General features: G+C 60.2%; 16 protein-coding genes and 1 pseudogene. 11 read left to right on the top strand and 6 right to left on the bottom strand.

Features of this window, described 5'->3' with window-relative positions; translation table 11 throughout:
* Nucleotides 1-224 precede the first annotated feature (224 nt).
* The 3 genes from ACUXST_RS12590 to ACUXST_RS12580 all read left to right on the top strand — a co-directional run bounded on the left by ACUXST_RS12590 (nucleotide 225) and on the right by ACUXST_RS12580 (nucleotide 1,852).
* Entirely contained in the window at nucleotides 225-395 is a 171-nt protein-coding gene (locus ACUXST_RS12590) for a hypothetical protein (protein WP_458390330.1), read from the top strand.
* A gap of 708 nt (nucleotides 396-1,103) precedes the next feature.
* The gene (locus tag ACUXST_RS12585) at nucleotides 1,104-1,388 is read left to right on the top strand and encodes a hypothetical protein (RefSeq protein WP_458390329.1); all 285 of its coding nucleotides are present in this window, start codon (nucleotides 1,104-1,106) and stop codon (nucleotides 1,386-1,388) included.
* Between the two features lie 92 nt (nucleotides 1,389-1,480).
* Nucleotides 1,481-1,852, top strand: coding sequence for a hypothetical protein (locus ACUXST_RS12580; RefSeq protein WP_458390328.1), 372 nt, complete (start codon nucleotides 1,481-1,483; stop codon nucleotides 1,850-1,852).
* 140 nt (nucleotides 1,853-1,992) lie between these two features.
* Here the strand turns inward: ACUXST_RS12580 and ACUXST_RS12575 are convergent, their stop codons facing one another.
* The gene (locus tag ACUXST_RS12575) at nucleotides 1,993-3,912 is read right to left on the bottom strand and encodes a TonB-dependent receptor (protein WP_458390327.1); all 1,920 of its coding nucleotides are present in this window, start codon (nucleotides 3,910-3,912) and stop codon (nucleotides 1,993-1,995) included.
* Between the two features lie 448 nt (nucleotides 3,913-4,360).
* On the opposite strand from ACUXST_RS12575, the gene ACUXST_RS12570 reads away from it, so the two are divergent.
* Both ACUXST_RS12570 and ACUXST_RS12565 read left to right on the top strand, forming a co-directional pair.
* Nucleotides 4,361-4,735 (top strand): hypothetical protein, encoded by a 375-nt coding sequence (locus ACUXST_RS12570; RefSeq protein ID WP_458390326.1) that lies wholly within the window; start codon nucleotides 4,361-4,363, stop codon nucleotides 4,733-4,735.
* 197 nt (nucleotides 4,736-4,932) lie between these two features.
* Complete coding sequence (locus tag ACUXST_RS12565) at nucleotides 4,933-5,502, top strand: hypothetical protein (protein WP_458390325.1); 570 nt, start codon at nucleotides 4,933-4,935, stop codon at nucleotides 5,500-5,502.
* Between the two features lie 277 nt (nucleotides 5,503-5,779).
* Here the strand turns inward: ACUXST_RS12565 and wrbA are convergent, their stop codons facing one another.
* Together wrbA and ACUXST_RS12555 are read right to left on the bottom strand one after the other, a co-directional pair.
* Entirely contained in the window at nucleotides 5,780-6,454 is a 675-nt protein-coding gene (gene wrbA / locus ACUXST_RS12560; protein ID WP_458390324.1) for an NAD(P)H:quinone oxidoreductase, read from the bottom strand.
* Nucleotides 6,455-6,587: 133 nt separating this feature from the next.
* On the bottom strand, nucleotides 6,588-7,286 hold the full coding sequence (locus tag ACUXST_RS12555; RefSeq protein WP_458390323.1) for a pirin family protein: 699 nt from the start codon (nucleotides 7,284-7,286) through the stop codon (nucleotides 6,588-6,590).
* Between the two features lie 114 nt (nucleotides 7,287-7,400).
* Between ACUXST_RS12555 and ACUXST_RS12550 the strand changes: the two genes are divergently transcribed.
* The gene (locus tag ACUXST_RS12550; protein ID WP_458390322.1) at nucleotides 7,401-8,330 is read left to right on the top strand and encodes a LysR family transcriptional regulator; all 930 of its coding nucleotides are present in this window, start codon (nucleotides 7,401-7,403) and stop codon (nucleotides 8,328-8,330) included.
* An 873-nt stretch (nucleotides 8,331-9,203) separates the two neighbouring features.
* Here ACUXST_RS12550 and ACUXST_RS12545 read toward each other — a convergent pair.
* Nucleotides 9,204-9,401 carry a hypothetical protein gene (locus tag ACUXST_RS12545; protein WP_458390321.1) on the bottom strand — a complete coding sequence of 66 codons (198 nt, stop codon included), beginning with the start codon at nucleotides 9,399-9,401 and terminating at the stop codon, nucleotides 9,204-9,206.
* A gap of 181 nt (nucleotides 9,402-9,582) precedes the next feature.
* On the opposite strand from ACUXST_RS12545, the pseudogene ACUXST_RS12540 reads away from it, so the two are divergent.
* Together ACUXST_RS12540 and ACUXST_RS12535 are read left to right on the top strand one after the other, a co-directional pair.
* Nucleotides 9,583-9,753 (top strand): annotated as a pseudogene (locus ACUXST_RS12540) (IS6 family transposase); the annotation flags it as partial.
* Between the two features lie 149 nt (nucleotides 9,754-9,902).
* Entirely contained in the window at nucleotides 9,903-10,157 is a 255-nt protein-coding gene (locus ACUXST_RS12535; protein ID WP_458390320.1) for a WGxxGxxG family protein, read from the top strand.
* 91 nt (nucleotides 10,158-10,248) lie between these two features.
* Here ACUXST_RS12535 and ACUXST_RS12530 read toward each other — a convergent pair whose 3' ends face one another.
* Entirely contained in the window at nucleotides 10,249-10,455 is a 207-nt protein-coding gene (locus tag ACUXST_RS12530) for a hypothetical protein (RefSeq protein WP_458390319.1), read from the bottom strand.
* Between the two features lie 1,101 nt (nucleotides 10,456-11,556).
* Here ACUXST_RS12530 and ACUXST_RS12525 point away from each other — a divergent pair.
* From ACUXST_RS12525 to ACUXST_RS12515, 3 genes are all read left to right on the top strand, one after another.
* A complete protein-coding gene (locus ACUXST_RS12525; RefSeq protein ID WP_458390318.1) occupies nucleotides 11,557-12,267 on the top strand; it encodes an FkbM family methyltransferase in 711 nt (236 codons plus the stop codon).
* Between the two features lie 1,378 nt (nucleotides 12,268-13,645).
* Nucleotides 13,646-14,758 (top strand): class I SAM-dependent methyltransferase, encoded by a 1,113-nt coding sequence (locus ACUXST_RS12520; protein WP_458390317.1) that lies wholly within the window; start codon nucleotides 13,646-13,648, stop codon nucleotides 14,756-14,758.
* 396 nt (nucleotides 14,759-15,154) lie between these two features.
* Entirely contained in the window at nucleotides 15,155-15,811 is a 657-nt protein-coding gene (locus tag ACUXST_RS12515) for a phosphatase PAP2 family protein (protein WP_458390316.1), read from the top strand.
* A 269-nt stretch (nucleotides 15,812-16,080) separates the two neighbouring features.
* Here ACUXST_RS12515 and ACUXST_RS12510 read toward each other — a convergent pair whose 3' ends face one another.
* Nucleotides 16,081-17,556 carry a calcium-binding protein gene (locus tag ACUXST_RS12510; protein ID WP_458390315.1) on the bottom strand — a complete coding sequence of 492 codons (1,476 nt, stop codon included), beginning with the start codon at nucleotides 17,554-17,556 and terminating at the stop codon, nucleotides 16,081-16,083.
* Nucleotides 17,557-17,689: the final 133 nt, after the last annotated feature.

Genomic DNA, 17,689 nt, shown 5'->3' with positions numbered 1-17,689 from the left:
CCGGAAGCGCGCCGGCGACAAAGCTGCCTAGCAAGCGCTGAGAATCGTTCTCTAACGCAAGTGGATGAGATTCACTTACGTGAGCGAGGTTCATGTTTATCGGTGTTCATGAGAACGCAGGCTCTTACCGAAAAGCCGGTTCTAGATTCGGCGACTGTTAAGTCCATCAATCTACGTCCAAGTTAGAGAATGAAACGCCCGCGGGGCGCTACGGCTCGGTCCGCATGGCCTTCGACGCACAACGCTTCCGTCAGCGGGCCATCGAATGCCGTGCACTGGCAAAGAGCGCACGCACGGAAAGTGACGCCGCAATGTTAGAAGAGATCGCTGCAGACTTGGACGAAGAGGCAGGGCTCATCGACGAGCAAGAGCGGCGAGATAGGTCCGAAGGTTAAGGCCGGTTACCCGCGCGACGGAGCGACGTTACCAAGCGTCGCTCGCTCCAAATCTCGCATTGAATTGCGTTGGGCTTCATCTCCCGAACCTTGGCAATGGCCTCGTGGTCGTCGGCAGCAGCGATCTCTTTCGGATCCCCAAGCCGCCCCGGCGCCTCCAAGCTGTACAGGCGATAAAAGGCCACGCCTTGTCCCCAAGGAACGCTAATCGCTCCGACTCGCGTTAACTAACCCGCACATGCATTTCGGGCATTCAATCAAGTTAGGCGGTGCAGTTCGGACGCGCTTAGTTCGTGCCGCCGAGCTACCGGCCCCTAAGGGTAGATAGTCCCGCCAGCCGCGTTGCGGCAGCCGATCGCGTTGAAAACGCGCATGCCGTTGATGCTTGAGCTTACAACCGGGATGTCGACTTTCCATCCATTCCTACCATCAGCGAGCTAATGTCTGCTTCCGACCCATTGCAGACATTGGCTTCTCTGATAGCATCGTCGCATGATCACTCCGCAAGCGGCGCGAGCTGCCGAGCGCCAGCCGGACAACTTCGACGGTCTTCAGGCAACCGTCATTGGCACCCAGAGCAGTTCGGTTACTTGGTTGCTCGCATGTCCATGCGGCTCCGAAAACGGTCGGGTTGTTGCCGGCGGAGACGCGGCTAACGGCTACCTAGACCCTCTGGCGTGGACTTGCGATCATTGCGCAAGAGCTCACGTGTTCTTCGATAGTAACCGTGACGGATATGATGGCCGTCTCGGCAATGGGACCTCGTATCAGCAAGCGGCTACACTGAAGGAAGTCGAGTGCCCTGACTGCGCGGCCAAAGCGCACAGCGTTAAATGCGAACTCATCTACAACATCGATGCCGACGAGCTCGACGATCTGGCGCATTCGGACGGCGGCGGGCACCTGGCCAACCTTTTCGACGCGCTTGATGTGAATGCCGAATGCGCGGCGTGCAAGAGAACATTCCACGTAGGCAACTGGGAGCTGGCTTAATCGATGGGAGCTTTCCACCCGGTCCAGACATTCGGCCCAAGTCGGCTTTCGACCCATTGCAGACATCAACGTGAAGCGTAGAGTTCGCGCTCATGGGGCGGATGCAGAAGTCGACGGCCGTATCTGTGCTGCTGCTGCTGCTGAGTGCCGCGGACAATCCGCCGCGAGCGCATTTTCAGGAGATGACCGGAACAACATTTCAGCGTTTCGCACTCATCGCTGACAAGGTCTGTCTTTCTCGCAATCTGCGCGATCTTGATCCTTCAGGTCTCGTCGAACTGGAGGAGGAGTTTGAGATCCGGCTCTCGCCGCAATCTCGGAAGCGACTTACTTCCTTGGACAAGAGATGGGAGGGCTGCCCAATTGCGGGTGCGTCCTGCCCGGGCCAGCATACTCTACAAGCCCTAGAGAAGTTGAACTTGCTCGGTCCGTTCACGATGTTCGCTTGCTCGAGCGGCCAGTGACTTACCTTCTGCACGCTGGTACCTTTCGCGCCTGATGTCCGATTTCCACCCATTGCGGGCATTCAGTTCATCCCAGCGCAGTGCCCGTTGGTGTGAGTGAACCAACCTAGGGGGACCCGCGCTGAGGCCCTCCGAATGGATTAGTAGCTGAAACGCGCCGTCAGGCGGATGTCACGTCCTGCAAGTGGCGCGTAGTCTTTCAGGAGACTAGCCGAGCGGCGTGCCTCGACGTCAAAGATGTTGTTAGCAGCCAGCGACAAAGTCAGGTCATGCCGTGTTGTCAGGGGATGCCAGTCGACCCCAGCATTCACCAGCGTGAACCCTGACGTGGGGAGTTCCAGTGGCGCGGTCCGGCGGTGAGCGAAGTCATGCTCAAGCTCCACGCGCCCGTTGACCCGACCCCTCTTGGCAGTGAGCGCCCCCTGTAGTCGCAGCGGCGGGATCAGAGGCGCTGGGCCGAAGTCCTTGATGCTCACCCGAGAAGCGTCGGCGATGCCCTCGACGCCAAGATCGATCCCGTGGACAGAACCAAGCCGCCCGTCCACCTCCACCTCAAAACCCGAGTAGTTCGCTCGCCCCTGCCGGAAGGCATAGACCGGCAGATCGTCACGGACTTCACCGGTCGGTGCCTGGTAGATGAAGTTGGAGTAGCGGCTGACGTAGTAAGTTGCGTTGATGTCGAGCCGGCCGCTTCTGTGCTTGACGCTCGCCTCGAAGCCAATGCTCTTCTCGGGCGACAGGTCGGGGTCACCCAGTTCGAAGCTCGCGTTGCCACCGTGGGGCCCATTCGCGAACACCTCGTCCACGGATGGAGCGCGCTGCGAACGCGCTATGTTCAGGCCCAGCGTCCATGCAGGCGTGAGTGCATAGGTTCCGCCCGCCGACACCGAGAGCGTCGAGTAGCGGCGCTGCAGGTCCCGATTGCCGACGACGCTGCTTGCCTGCGCCTTAAGGCTAGTGCGCTCGAACCGGGCGCCGGCCTCTAGGCGAAGCGGCCCAGTCTCAATGTGCTGGACACTGAACAGACCGAGTGTCCGCTGACCTGTGGGGGGCAGATACTGCTCGTCACCGGCGATATGCTGGCGAATGTCCAGGTACTGCACGCCGCTGTCGCCGCCCCAGCCGCCCGTATCGCGCTGGACGAGGTCCGCACGGGCTTCCCCGCCCTTGGAGAACACTTGGCTGCCGATCGAGCCATCCGCGCCAAGCTCCTTATGGTTGTAATCGGAGTACCCGCCGCGCAGTCGGATCTGCCGGAACGCACCATGGAGAGGGGCCTCGACACGGGCATCGTACCGGGTCTGGTGAACGTCGATATGGGTCTGCTCCGCCTCGATAGCCGGATAAAGCGAGAAGCGGATCGGAACGCCATACTTCGCCGTGTGGCGAGTGATGGACACACCGGCGTTGAAGCCGCCGTCGATATACGCCACCGAACCAGCTGCCTCGAAACCACGCCCATCGCTGTTCGGGAGCTTGCCCTTCAGCCTCGCGAGTGACTGCACTTCTGGGTGCGCACTGGCGGTCGCTTCAGCACGCAAGGGTGACGAGAGGATATACCCGCCGGTGCGCAGGTCGTCATTGTGGGTGTAATTGGCGTCACCGTGCACAACAAAGTGACTGCCGAAGGGCACGTCGACTTCGCCATTTGCGAGCACCTCGTGCGCAGCACTCCCGTAGCCGGTGATGCCCTGCCCATGGAGCGGCGCGTCGGGCACTCGGCGCGGAATGCGCGAGTCGATTACATTGACTATGCCTCCGATGGCCGATGAGCCGTAAAGCAGCGCCGCAGGGCCGTGCAGCACTTCGATCGCGTCCGCCGTAAGCGGGTTGATCGCGACAGCGTGATCGCTGCTCGACGCCGACACATCGAGGCTGCCGATACCATCTGTCAGGATACGCAGTCGCTCACCTGAAAGACCACGAAGGACGGGGCGGGCGACGTTCGGACCCGAACCCGAAGTCGAGATACCAGGCTGGTGCGCAAGCGTCTCGCCGAGTGTGGGTCGGAGTTGGTTCGTGAGTTCCTGACCGCCAAGGACGGAAACCTCTCCCAGCACATCGTCGCTCCTGCGGCGCCGCGCAGTGACTACAATGTCCTCACCCAGAGGCGCAGCTGGGGGACCAATGCCTGCCGCAGGTGCCGCTGCCGGCCGCTCTGGCGTCGGTGCGATGGAGCCTGCGTCCGTGTCCCCGGCAAACGCCGCGCTGGATGCACTGGCGGCGAGTATGAGAGCGACGGCTGTGGAGGGGGTTCGAGATACGACTAGGAGCACTGGCATACCTATAACGCGCTCCAGTGGTAATGTAATAGTGTATCAAGGGTGAATAAATGGTCAGGAAAGTGGGCCCGTGAGCTGTTCGGCGAACCTGGAGGGCCATGCTCGGCTTATGTCCACTTTCCACCGGAAGCTGCCACTAGTGCAGATTGCTCAGCCCTTCCTCAGCAAATGCTCATGCTGCTCAGCCGTCTCGCTGTCATAAGACCAGCGTATGGGAGGCGAGCAAATGACTGAAGCGAGCACGAGCCGAGCCTACCGCACTGGAGTTTCCATCGCGGTTCTGGCGTCGTTACTCACTGTTTGGACAACGATCGTTCGCGACGATGGCACGGGTATCAGCTGGTTCCTGGTTATCATGGCGGCAGTAGTGGGTGGGTTCTCTGCTTGGTTCCGGCCAGCGGGCCTGGCACGGACCGCAGTGGGCGTAGCAATCATGCAGGCGTTGCTCGGCGTTGCGACTGCAACCGCGCCCTCGACTGCGATCATGGGGGGTGGATCCATCGGCGCGATCTTATTCAGCGGCTTATTTGCAGCGCTGTGGCTGATATCGGCGGTGTGCTTTCGAGCCGCTGCGTCAAAGGATAACGCGACGGCGTATTAGATGCCGAAACTGCGTCGGCCGCACGGGATCGCTAGGGTCCATTTTCCACCGATCGCAGCCACTAGCGGGCCAGCGGCAGCTTTCGACCCAAAGCCGACGTGCTGAGGTCCTTGCCTCGGTCATCGCTGGCGGGTGTGAGGCAATTCGCTTAGCACGTACGCGGTTGCGAAAGGCCCTGCGCGACTGGAGCCACGTCAATGCCGATGTTCGACTACGTCATGGTTCTTGCCTCAATCGTAATCGGTTTGGCGCTGACGCATCTAATGCAGGGTGTCGCTGGGTTGATCCAGCAGCCGCGTAAAGTCCGTATCTGGTGGGTGCACCTGCTTTGGGTCGCCTATATGTTTCTGGCGTCCGTGTTTTGGTGGTGGTCGGAATACCTCCTGCGCGACATCGCGGTCTGGACCTTCGGAATCTATGCGTTCGTATTGTCTTACGCTTTCATCATCTACCTCGCCGCAGCGCTGCTGTTTCCGCGCGACCTCGACGGCTACTCGTCCTTCGAGAACTACTTTCTGTCTCGACGGCACTGGTTTTTCGGCGTTCAAATCCTCTGGGCTACGATCGACCTGGTGGACTCGGCACTTAAGGGCCGCACCCATTTCAATGCTCTTGGGACGGAATATTGGCTCGCACAGATTGCGTTCATCGCCATGGCGTCCATTGGCATTTGGACCGCGCGCCGCTGGGTGCAGGCCGCGATCGCCACCATCTATTTGGCGTATCAGCTCAGCTGGGCCATTCGGTTGTTCCAAACCGTAAGTTGAGGTGCGAGGGTGAACGGGGCGGATGAGGCGGCATGAGCTAGTGTCCGTTTTCCACGCGTTGCGGAAATTCGGCGAACGCCTGCATTCGACAAAAGCAGACATTTGCTAGTCACCGCTATTCGCCACCCTCCTGCCTGTAGAGCGGAGTCATCCCCGTAAGCAGATGTTCGTTGGATCAGCGCAGGAGCAACGAGGAGCGCAGCCTAAAGCAGGCCTTCGCAGTTAGACTTCGCATACGCTCCTGCTGTGAGCCCCAGATCAGCGCTCCGGACGTGCATCAAGCCTGAGCGGGCTCTTCCCAGGTCTCCGTCTCACCTTCCGGAGGTGCGCTGGTCAGATCACCCGTGAATGCGTCGTGCAGTTTGGCGGCGGTCTCAGCGACCAGGCGACCTTGGAAGCGTGCGCCTTCAAGTTCGTTCTCGCTTGGCATCCTCTGGCCTTGCCCGCCCGTGATCGTAGTGGCGCCATAGGGTGCTCCGCCTGTGACCTCGTCGAGAGTCATCTGCCCCGCGAAAGAGTAGGGAAGGCCAACGGTCACCATTCCGAAGTGCATTAGGTTCGTCAGTATTGAGAACAGGGTCGTCTCCTGTCCGCCATGCTGGGTAGCAGTAGCCGTGAAAGCTGCGCCAACCTTGCCGTTCAGAGCGCCCCGGGCCCAGAGGCCGCCCGCCTGATCCAAGAAGCTGGCCATCTGCGATGCCATGCGTCCGAACCTAGTTCCGCAGCCGACAATAATGGCATCGTACTGCACCAGGTCCTCGATGGTCGCCACGGAAGCAGGCTGATCGAGCTTATACCCCGCATTGCGGGCAACCTCGTCCGGCACGAGCTCGGGAACACGCCTGACATCAACATGCGTGCCCTCGACGGATCGTGCGCCGTCCGCCTCCGCCTGGGCCATCGCTTCGATATGACCATAAGTGGAATGATAGAGAATGAGGACGCGAGCCATGATGCTTTCCTGTTTGTTTGGGCGGCCCCTCGAACGATTAGCCGAGGAGCTTGTGCCGGTTATTGAGCAAGCGAAACGGGGATGTTTGGAGCTAGCGGCCCCCGTGGGCGCCACAGCGCAACACTCGAGCTAATCAGGCGGCATCGACCAGAACGATCTCGCTGTCCTCGATCGCGGTCACACGCAAGGTGCCCACATCCGTGATTGCGGCGCCATCACGGGCACCGATGAGCTTCCCCTCGATCTCTACCGCTCCGGTGGCCGGAACCAAGTAGGCGCGGCGGTCAGACCCAAGTGGATATTCCGCGGACTCACCGGCCTTGAGCGTTGCGGCAACGACCCGCGCATCTGTCCGGATCGGCAATGCGTCGTTGTCGTTCGCAAAGCCGCTTGCAAGCACAACGAACTGGCCGGACCGGTTTCCCTTCGGGAAGGGCTTGGCGCCCCACGCAGGCTTCTCTCCGGTGCGGTTCGGCTGAATCCAGATCTGGAAAATCTTCGTCGTGACGTCTTCCTGGTTGTACTCAGAGTGCGCAACGCCCGTTCCCGCGGACATGACTTGCACGTCCCCTGCTTCCGTGCGGCCTTCGTTGCCGAGGTTGTCCTTGTGCGTGATGGCGCCTTCGCGAACGTAGGTGATGATTTCCATGTCGCGGTGCGGATGGGTGGGGAAGCCGGTCTTCGGCGCGATGGTGTCATCGTTCCAGACGCGCAGCGAGCCCCAGTTCATGCGAGCGGGATCATAGTAATTTGCGAATGAGAAGTGGTGCTTGGCGTCGAGCCAGCCGTGATTGGCGCCGCCGAGGCCAGTGAGAGGACGAACTTCGATCATCGTGGATCTCCCAATTGTTCGAGGACAATCATCCTCGCTTCCACGCTCAATTAGGCGCTGCCGCTTCGCGCGATCAGAGGTATAAGTTCGGGCTCAACCTTCGAGAAAGTTGAAATGTCAAATCCTGGAACGCCGACCTATGAGCAATTGCGCACCTTCATGGCGGTGGTGGACGCCGGCAGCTTCGCTGGCGCCGGTCGGCGCCTCAACCGAGCAGTATCGGTGGTAAGCTATGGCATCGCCAATCTTGAAGCGCAGCTCGGGGTGCTGCTGTTCGACCGGGCGGGAACCCGTAAGCCGCAGCTGACCGTAGCGGGTCGTGCGGTCCTGGCCGAAGTGCGTGCGATCGGCGAGGGCTTCGATGGGCTCCGTGCAAAGGTGAAGGGCCTGCTCGAAGGCCTGGAGGCAGAGGTCAACTTGGCCGTCGACGTTATGCTGCCGGCTGATCGCCTTGGTGCTGTGCTGCGTGCTTTCCGCCACGAGTTTCCGACAGTCCCGTTGCGGCTCCATGTTGAGGCGCTTGGCGCCGTCACGTCGCTGGTCTTGGAGCAGAATGCGAACCTCGGCATCTCCGGGCCGCTCGCCGTCGGGGGAAGCGGGGTCGATTGCGTTTCAGCTGGCTCCGTCGTGATGGTGCCCGTGGCTGCACCCGATCACCCGCTCGCGCGTATGCAACGGATCGCACCTGGCGCAGGGCGCGACCACATTCAGCTTGTGCTGACCGACCGCTCTCCGCTCACAGAAGGCCGTGATTTCTCGGTGATGAGTCCGCGCACCTGGCGGCTGGCGGACCTCGGCGCGAAACACTCGCTTCTTCGCGAAGGCATAGGGTGGGGTAATATGCCGTTGCCAATGATTGAAGGGGACCTTGCGGCAGGGACGCTCGTGCGCTTGGCAATGCCGGACCATCCCGGGGGCATTTACCGCTTCGCCGGCGTCTGGCGAAGGGATCTTCCGCCTGGGCCAGCGGCCTCATGGCTGCTGCGGCAGTTCGTCGATCGCGCTGCGGCCGATCCGAATGAAGAAGCGTTGGCAGACATCTGACCAAAGGCGGCACGGAGTTGGCTGGCACTCGCTTCAAAGTCCCACGTCCTCCCGTAAGCTGACGAATTCGGCCGAGCCGAATTTGAACCGTGAGCCTGCTCGTTGGGGAGCTCCTCCGCCAACACGACGCGGAGTTCAGTGGCCCGCGATGCGCACGCACGCAGGATGCAAGGCCCAATTGTGCGGACCGCGCCGAAGTAAGGATTGCCGGTGCGACACTTGGTCGTTCGCGATGTTCACGGCGGCTCGAATGGCCTGCTGCCAAGCTTCTACCACGTCCGAGGCTTCCTGCTCTGCGGACTGGGAGAAATGCTCGTTGACGATGCTGACGCGAAAAGGTTTGGTTGTCCTGATGTATGACCATCAACCCGTACCTGCGGACGTGCTTGGAGCAGCGGACGTGCACGAACGGTTGGGAACAGCGGCCAAAGAAGAAGTCCCTGCCGCGCAGCACCGGAGCGCCGTCCGATCAGCTTACTGACCGCAGAGGGCGGGTGGCTGCGACGAGCCGAGCGTCCTCCCAGACCTCGGATCTAAGTCCTTGCCGGTTACGTAACTTGGCAGCCTCGAGCGCGGTGTCGTCTGAAGCGGCCATAAACTTTTCAGTGGAACAGATGTGTCCTGCTCGGTCGAAACAGTAGAGCCGATATTGAGCCATGGTTCGATACGCCCACAAACATTTACATAGATTAGGAACGCTGCCGATCTAGCTTCGTCTTAAGTAGATGCCCCAAGATGTCGATCGGTTTCGGGTGCGGGCTCAAGAGTGCCGGGCACTAGCTGAAGGCGCCCGCAATCAGATTGACCGGAAAGGTCTGATTGAAATCGCTGAAGAGCTCGAGGCAGAGGCCGCCATGATCGAGGCTGAAGCAATCAAGCAGGGTCAGGGGAGAGGTCCTGAGCATTGAGCGTCGCGACCAGGCGCGCTCCCTGCCATACCTCGCATTTGATAGCGCCGTTCTTCATGTTGCGCGCTTTTTCGATAGCCTCCGCATCATCGCCAGCTGTAATCGGCTCCGCGAAGCAGATTTTGCCTGCACCGTCTAGACAGTAGATCCGGTAGTCAACCATGCGCACCGCCCCCGTGCGGTTCGTCGAACTACCATAACAGCACAGTGGAACGATACAGCCGTTAGGCGTGCTCACTCGGGCTCCACCCGGGGCGCCATGCCCCGAAATAGAGAACCCCTGCCAAGGGCGTTGTCAGAGCAAATGCATCGATAGGTAATCGAGCGAGGGTAGGGGCTGCGCAATGCCTCGCTCCGGTGTCCCGATTAGTCCGTTCCGCTACTTCAAGACCTCCCCTGAAGTGATCCGCCTGGCGGTGCTGCTGTACGTGAAGTACCCGCTCAGCCTGAGGAACGTCGAAGACCTACTATCAGAGCGAGGCATCGACATTAGCCATGAGACAGTCCGCTATTGGTGGCAATCGAAGCAGCCACGCCTGAGCAGCGATCTGGGCGCAAGGCTTTAGGAACAACGCTATCCAACGGTTGTTCAAGGCGCCGGCGAGGATAGAACGCGCACAATAGGTCGGTTCTTTCCCGCTGATAAACGAGAGGGAAAAACCATATGAAAGCCACCACGAAGATCCTGACAGCGTTCGGCGCGGCCTCACTGGGGCTGACCGCAGTTCCGGCTCTCGCACAAGATACGACCAACACTACGACCACCAGCACCACTTATCCTGCTCCGCAGCAGGATAACGACGATGATCACGGTAAGTGGGGGCTTTTGGGCCTACTTGGTCTAGCTGGGCTGCTCGGGCTCAAGCGGCGCGATCGCCACGATCACGTGCACACTGACAACACTACTCGCCGTCCCTAATCTGATCGCGCGATTAAGTGGGCGGCTCGTCACTTGGGGCCGCCCCCATCTCAACCGTCTGAGCGTTGTGGAGGAAGGCAGCAACGCATTCCTACGGCTGCTCGGGAGTAGGGACGTGCTTTGCCGCGTGCGCTTCGATCTCGGCAGCTTCGATCTCCAAATCCTCTGCTACTTCCAGCAAGGCGTGTCGGTCGCGATCGTCCCGTGCCCCCGCCGCCAGAGCGCGACATTCCCGCGCGCGTTTCCGGTAGCGCTCCGCGTCGTCTGCTATCAGCGAGGTTCCAACCTGCAGCTTCACGCCGCGCCGCGTAGGACAGCTGATTGTCGGTCGGCAAGGGCCGCGCGCTCACATCGACAGTCAGTGCACGGCCACCCAAAACACGTAAGCAAACACCGCGACGATAAAGATCCAAAGGGTTGCCGCGCCCAGCCTTACGCTACCCACGAGCAGCACTCGCTCGCCGTTGCTCCGCGTAGAGTTTTGCGAGTTCCTGGTGGACGCGTCGCGCAGCTGCGTCCGTGCTCTTCTTAGCTGCCGCTCGCTCCGCCATTTCTCGCGCCCAGAGGTCTTCTTGAGAGATCCAACCGCCGGGGCCGTTAGATTCTCCGTGGTCGCCGTGGAAGCTAACTATCGGGCCGCCGACACTCACATTCGCCATTGTAGATCCGTTGCTCGGTAATACTGGGCTTCCCAATGATCGTGCGAGCTACGGGTTGCGACGGATTAATCCGTGTTATGAAGAATGTAGCGGCGTCCCCGTGATGTTCGAACCGGCACGCTGATTACTGAGCTAACCGTTGCTCTTCAGCAGCTTCAGACGGCTCTTGCGTAACGACCCTGCCGACAGATGCGCCTCGGACGCTCTCATGCCCTTCCTTCGCCAGCTTGGGGCGCCAGTTCATCCATCGAGCGGCACTCAGGCGCGGACTGATAAGCGCGTTCCACCACCCCGCTCAAGACAGGGTCTCCCGGTGTTCGATTGAGGCTAGGCACCGAGCGAGCACTTCGGCAACGTTGTCCTGCGGCGCTGGGCTTCTGCGTCCACGGATCGCTTGAGCTAACGCGGTGCATCCACACGCAGCAGCGCTCGTCCGGGTTGGTAGAAGAGGGCTTCTTGTCCGGACTCGTCCGGCGTCACCTCTTCGGCTCCTCAGGTGCGGCCTTGGGCGGAGCGGCGTCAGGCTACTTGTCGGGTTTGCCATGCTTCACCGGCTCAAGCGCCGCCGCCATTTACCGGGTTTCGACGGCAAGTCGCCACCGGCGCTAATCAGAGTGTCCCAAATCGGCACAACTATAACTGTTGATAGAAGCTGCATTCAGAGTTAACGGTAAATTAACAAAAGTTAATGCGGTTTTGCGTTCGCCACGTGGGCTTCCATCGCAGCTACGGAGTTGATTATGACGATGATGAGCAGCGAGCTCGTTGTTAAAGCGCGGACCCTGTTGCGCCAAGCTGGCATGTCACGCCGGTTCGTCACGTGGCGTCGTGCGAAAGGTTACGAGCAGTCTCTCACAAATGCGATGCGGAGCGTTGTTCATTCCAACGCTGTTGTCTGGGACGTGGGCGCCAACATCGGAGTTTACTCACTGCACTTTGCCGACTGGGTTGGTCCTTGCGGCCACGTCCACTCCTTTGAGCCCGCCCGAGCCAACGCTGAACGACTCCGGGCTGCCGTCTCCAGCCGCGCGAACATCGATGTGCTGCAGCTCGGGTTGTCCAACGAAGATAAGTTTGCAGGATTCCATGAAAATGAGCATCCAAACGGGGCCACGTTCACTGTTGCCCGCCCAGGTAAGGAGGCAAACTGCCTCGTTGAGCTTGCCACTGGCGACGCGCTGGTCTCGCAAGCGTTATGCGCTGTTCCCAACGTTATAAAGATCGACATCGAAGGCCACGAACTCGAAGCACTGCAGGGGATGCAGCAGACCCTCAGGAGGGCTGAGTGCCAGCATGTATTCGTCGAGGTCCACTTCTTCATCCTGTCGCGCGAACGGCGTGACTGGGTCCCACGCAAGATCGAAGAGATCCTAGGTGATTGTGGGTTCAAACTTCGGTGGGTCGATCAGTCGCACATCCATGGTGCTAAGACGCATCGACGATTGCAGTGATTCCAGCTTAAAGGACCGCTGGCGCTCGCCCCGGCTGGGCGGAATTTGCGCTTAGCGCGTAGAAGCGAGACAATTCGTCGTTGATCTCGTTCATGGGTGAGAAGCTGACGCTCGGAAGCGCGTCGTCCTGTTGAGTTGGCGGCCGGTGCCCGTTTACATGTCGTCGGGCTCGCGCCAGCCTCGGCGCCTCCATTCAGCATAAGGATCACCAACATACCTGTACAAGGAATACGTCTTCGTTCGGCCGGGGGGTTGGAGCAATGTTAGTTCAGCGGCTCTAGCTCTACATTTAGAGACTGCTCCGAGCGGTCCGATCACTACTGTCGTAGCATCGGGTGTTTTCCCAGGAGAATACTGCCCTTCAGTATGCCGGTAGTCGCTGTAGTCGACTATGTACCTGCCGGTAGATTCTTTGAGCTCGACGGCAATCCCAAGGTCTTCGCGAAAAGACTCGGGAACGTGGATCCAGCTGCCGAAGCATCCCCTTGGTGACGCCGACCGAGCAGTTGTACTTGCCCCTCCTTGAAAGAGCACCCCGTAGACCGCGGCGACTATGATGAGAGCGAGCGGCGGCAGGAGAGCGGGACCGTGAGCATCCGCAAAACGGTTTAAGGCCGTCGATTTTTGCCAGTTTGACACGGGTCCGGTCCCATGAAGACAACCAAGGTCCAAGCCTATCCGAAGGCCCAACCGCCAACCACCTCACTCGGCTAAGCACTCCGAGCATTACGTGACTCGTTCGGTCGAGGAAGGCAACCGCCGGTGCAAACCAGAAAGTTCGCGAACGCTATCTGCCCGAGGATGACGGTCCTGCTTACAACCTGCCCCTACTTGATCGTGTGTTTCGCGAAGCTCGCCTCCCATTTAGGGCATCGTATCTGAACCTCGGTCCGGCGAGACCCGGCTCAGGAATGGACATTTGTTTCGCGCGGCCACTCATTCATGTTCTAGGTCACCGAGCCCCGTCACGGGTGCATTCCGAATTCATCTCAGCCTCTTGTTCTCATGGTGGGAGGATTGATCCGGCGCATATTCCGGAGGCGTGGATACGTAGTGCTTCGAAACGGGACAGCGCTCAGCGTCAACTTGCTGACGTACAGTTCGTCAGCGCACACGGAAATTCGTTGCGAGAGGGAATCCGATGTTGCCGATGAGAAAGCAGGTGCCAGCGAAGCTTGCTAAGAGGCTTCGGCAGCTCCAGCGCCTCGGCCCGGCGGGGCTGGCTCGAACAGCCTACATCAGCGTCCTTGGACGAACGCTTTATGCGCTCACTGATCCTGCCCGCGACGTGGCACTGCGTCTACATCGCCGCAAGGTTCTCTCGCGTGCACTAGGCCCCCGATTGGCGCACCTTGAGCAACGCTGGAGTGCTTACGCAGTGCGCACTGACAAAGAGCATGGCCACGAATACAGCTTCGATGCCGAAAGCGGCCGCTTCGTTCAGACGCTTGAAGCGATGCTTGATCTGACGGATGCCGGGTGCGCGATCCCGGCCGTCCGCAAGGTCGACTGGAACACACGAACGATAGCGTGCTCGGCAGTACAGGGACCTCTGCTCCGTCAGGTCATCGATCAAAGCTCAGGCGCCGCCCGCAAGGTCCTGCTTGCGACGGTCGGAGACTTGCTGCTGCAGATCCACGAGAGCGGCTATGTGATCGGGTGCATCGACCAGACGTCTGTGAATGTCATCAATGGCGCGCCGGTGTTTACGAACATGACGCAGGTAATGTCGCTGTCCGGCCTCTCGCGGGACGTATCCGTGTACGCGCGCGACATCGATCGCCTTCAGCTGAATGCATCCTTCGGAACAGCACTGTTGACGGCAGCAACCATGCGAGGACAAATGGCTGGCCGGGCTCCGGCTACCTACGGTAGCGTGGACAAACCGGGCGCGGTTTACGCTCCGGTTCTGATCCGTGACGACGTTCACTGGGGCAAGCTGTGGAACCCCGATGTTGGCGTCGGCCGCTGGAACTACATCATGCAAGAACACCTGCCGGTCCCCAGAGGCGGCAGCGTTCTCGATCTGGGTAGCAACAATGGATACAACCCGCTCCAGATGCTCCGCGCCGGTGCAGCATCCGCCGTCGGCGTTGAGATCGACGAGAACTGCATCCGCGAGAGCGAGGTGGTGAAGTCTGCATACGAATGGCTGGACAACCGCCGGTATGACTTCCACTCGATCCACGGTTCGCACGCCGAACTCGCTCGCTTGAACCTGCCGCGGTTCGACATGGTGACAGCGCTGTGCACACTTTACTATCTGAGCGACGCTGAGATGCGCGAAGCAGTACGCTGCATCCGCTCGCTGACCGATCTCCTAGTACTGCAGTGCAACACGGACAGGCTTATCGATCGCAGCAGCGAAGACACCTACCGAAAGGCATCTGTTGAGTTCGCAGTCGAGGTTCTTGAAGCATCAGGGTTCCGTAGTCGGGTGATCGCGCCGCCAGGATACAGCCGACCCTTGGTGATCGGCCGAACTAGCTGAAAAAGTCAGGTATGGGGATCAGCTCGGCCCTGAGGTTGCTTAACTGCGCAGAAGTCATTCAACTGCAATGTGATGTCCATCGTTCTCAGATAAGGGCCAGTCGACTCGTCAGACGCGTACCTTGACGGGCGACGGCCCGGACTTCAGCGAGTCCACCTCGCTTGAAGGTCGGGCCAAGTTTCAACTCCATCGCTATCTGCTGATCAAGGGGGAACGGCTGCTCTTAGAGGGCGTTTGAGGGCGTTGCGGTGCAGTAGAATGAACTCAACACGGGCCGGATGTACGTGGTCCTGAAAGTGGAGTCCGGATGTTCAGGGCCGTGCGACGATGACGGGTGAGCCCGTTGCCCTGCAGAAGCCGCCGGTGGGGGGTCGAACACTGCAGCGAGTTGCCGGCATGACGCCCGTTGGCGCCATCCCCACGGGTGTGTTCGCAGCGCTCATTGTCGCACTGTTGCTCCTATGGTTCGGGATGCTTCTCATCCATGACAGCGCGCCGGACCGCGCAGTGTTGAACGAGGTGTATGCGGGTCGTTGGCCCAACTTGGCGGCGGTGGCGCAATCCATCACAGCATTGGGCACTCCGCCACTGCGGTACGTTGTTCCCATCGTTGCTGCTCTGCTGCTCGCCTGGAAGCAGCGCATCGTTCCGGCAGCTTTGGCGCTAGTGGTACCTACCTCTGGCAACTGGGTGGTGAACCAATTGAAGCCTCTGCTGGCTTTGGGCCGTCCGCCCGAAGACCTGCACTTGATGCAGACTTCGACTTTCGCATTCCCGAGCGGCCACACGGCAAGTGCAACAATGGCGTACTTGAGCGCAGCTCTGTTGCTTGCAGGCCGCGGCAGCTTGGTAGGCGGGGCACGTTGGGGGCTCGCTGCTGCGCTGATTATGAGCTTCGCCGTGGGTTTGAGCCGAGCAATGCTGGGAGTCCATTGGCCAACAGACGTAATTGGCGGTTGGGCTTTTGGAGGCTTTTGGACGCTCGTCACGCTGCGAGGGGCAGACGCCGCGTCGCGCCGTCTTGCTGTCCGTGATCTCTTGCCCATCGGGTGAGCACAGCCTCAGGCGCTCGGCTGGCACCAACGCATCGGCGGCCCCTTTTGTGGTCCGGGGCAGATAGCTTCGTCATCGATGGACTCTGGAGCCGGCTCGTTCGTCAGGTTTGACGGCACCATCCGTGCCAGCAATCTGGCCACATTTGCCTTCTGAGCCGAGGGTTCGCCACCCGGGCGCGGGCGATCTTAAGCCGGGCTTCTGCTGACGCAAACCACGAGCGGGGTGCCGAGCCGGAGCCCGGCACCCGCGCGCAATTGGATCAGCTATTAATAGGTGATGTCGTCCGCGACGAAACCGTTCGTGGCGTGGACCAGCAGCAGGAAGTCGGCAGTGCCGTCCCCGTTGGTGTCACCGTAGAAGGTCAGGTCACTCGAGCCGTTGCCGTTATCGACCGAGGTGAACCAGAGGTCGCCGGCAGTATTCGCGGCAACGCCTGTTTCATTTAACGTGAAGGCCTGGTCACCATCGGTGATGGTGTCCGCGTCGATCGCGGACAGATCGATCTGATCGTCCGAGCCCTCACCAGCAACTGAGTAAAAGTCGGTGATCGTGTCGTAGTGGGCGACCGTGGAGTCGCCGGCCGTGGTGTAGACGAACGTGTCGTTGCCGAGGCCGCCCTTGAGGGTGTCCTCCAGGTCGAGGCCGGTCAGCGTGTCGTTGCCCGCTCCACCCGTGAGTTGGTTCTGCAGGGCATTGCCGGTGAGCGACAGACCTGCGCTGCTGGCGATGATGCCGTTGTCCACATTGTCGGCGAGCGTGAGGCTCACGGTCGTCTTGACGACATCGCTATGGCCTTCGTCGAGGGCTTCGACGATAACATCGCTCACGCTGTCGACGTAATAGGTGTCGTTACCCGTACCACCAGCCATAGTGTCGTCGCCAGCACGCCCATTTAGGATGTCGTTGCCGTCGTCGCCGTAAAGAGTGTCATCACCGTCGGCTCCGTCGACCGTGTCATTGCCAAGGCCGCCGTGCAAAGTGTCATTGCCCCCCTTCCCGTAGAGGGTGTCCTTCCCATCGAGGCCCCAAATCGTCTCGTTGTTGCCGCCGCCAGTGATGACGTTGTTGGCAGCGTTGCCGGTTATGGTCGCATCGCCGGTCGTGCTGCCGAAGTAGGTTCCGACGACGATCCGCTCGAAATTGTCGCCGAGCGTGTAATCCATGCCGCGCGAGATCTGCACCGTATCGGTGCCTTCGTCCGCGAGCTCGACTATCGTGCCCTGAGCCTTCGAGGTAACGCGGTACACGTCGTTGTCGGCGCCGCCATAAATGCTGAGCGTGCTTGCGGTGCCATTGACGTCGTAAAAAACGTCGTTGCCCGACCCACCCCGAAGTGTCCCGGTAACTGTGTGGTTGTAGCCACTGAACACGTCATTGTCGCTGCCCAGATCGACGGTCAGGTTTGCGACGTCAGTCGACAGGTTGATACGATCGCTGCCCCGGTCGCCCGTGATCGTCTGGTTCGATCCCCCGCGCAGGTTGAAAAGATCGTTGTCCCTGCCGCCGGAGACGGTCGCATTCGACGCGAAGATTTCGAACCGATCAGCGCCATTCTCACCATAAACTACGACATTCCCGGAGATCAGTTTGATGTAGTCGTCGCCCTCACCCATGGCCGCGTTCGTGGTGGTTCCGCCGTTGACTGTCAGCGTATCGTTACCGCCCAAGAACGTCAGATAGTAATCGCCGGCGGCCCTCACCGAGTAGGTGTCCGCATCCTGAGTAAAAAATTGGGTAGGCATTCACTGAACTCCGTTTTTGCGCGGGCGAATCACATCTCCCGTCGTCGCACGGTAACCCAATGCTCAACTTAATCCAGAAAACTTGTTTTTAATGTGTGCCTTGCGGGGACTAGCGTGGTGCCCTGCGCATCCG

The sequence above is a fragment of the Sphingomonas sp. F9_3S_D5_B_2 genome (assembly GCF_054263715.1).
This window is presented reverse-complemented; position numbering and strand designations above follow the sequence as displayed.

Excerpts from the sequence above, each read along its gene's own strand:
- ACUXST_RS12550 (WP_458390322.1), top strand. The coding sequence starts at position 7,401 with ATGTCAAATCCTGGAACGCCGACCTATGAGCAATTGCGCACCTTCATG.
- ACUXST_RS12555 (WP_458390323.1), bottom strand. The coding sequence starts at position 7,286 with ATGATCGAAGTTCGTCCTCTCACTGGCCTCGGCGGCGCCAATCACGGC.
- ACUXST_RS12590 (WP_458390330.1), top strand. The coding sequence starts at position 225 with ATGGCCTTCGACGCACAACGCTTCCGTCAGCGGGCCATCGAATGCCGT.
- ACUXST_RS12580 (WP_458390328.1), top strand. The coding sequence starts at position 1,481 with ATGGGGCGGATGCAGAAGTCGACGGCCGTATCTGTGCTGCTGCTGCTG.
- ACUXST_RS12565 (WP_458390325.1), top strand. The coding sequence starts at position 4,933 with ATGCCGATGTTCGACTACGTCATGGTTCTTGCCTCAATCGTAATCGGT.
- ACUXST_RS12545 (WP_458390321.1), bottom strand. The coding sequence starts at position 9,401 with ATGGTTGACTACCGGATCTACTGTCTAGACGGTGCAGGCAAAATCTGC.
- ACUXST_RS12510 (WP_458390315.1), bottom strand. The coding sequence starts at position 17,556 with ATGCCTACCCAATTTTTTACTCAGGATGCGGACACCTACTCGGTGAGG.
- ACUXST_RS12525 (WP_458390318.1), top strand. The coding sequence starts at position 11,557 with ATGACGATGATGAGCAGCGAGCTCGTTGTTAAAGCGCGGACCCTGTTG.
- ACUXST_RS12535 (WP_458390320.1), top strand. The coding sequence starts at position 9,903 with ATGAAAGCCACCACGAAGATCCTGACAGCGTTCGGCGCGGCCTCACTG.
- ACUXST_RS12570 (WP_458390326.1), top strand. The coding sequence starts at position 4,361 with ATGACTGAAGCGAGCACGAGCCGAGCCTACCGCACTGGAGTTTCCATC.
- wrbA (WP_458390324.1), bottom strand. The coding sequence starts at position 6,454 with ATGGCTCGCGTCCTCATTCTCTATCATTCCACTTATGGTCATATCGAA.
- ACUXST_RS12515 (WP_458390316.1), top strand. The coding sequence starts at position 15,155 with ATGACGCCCGTTGGCGCCATCCCCACGGGTGTGTTCGCAGCGCTCATT.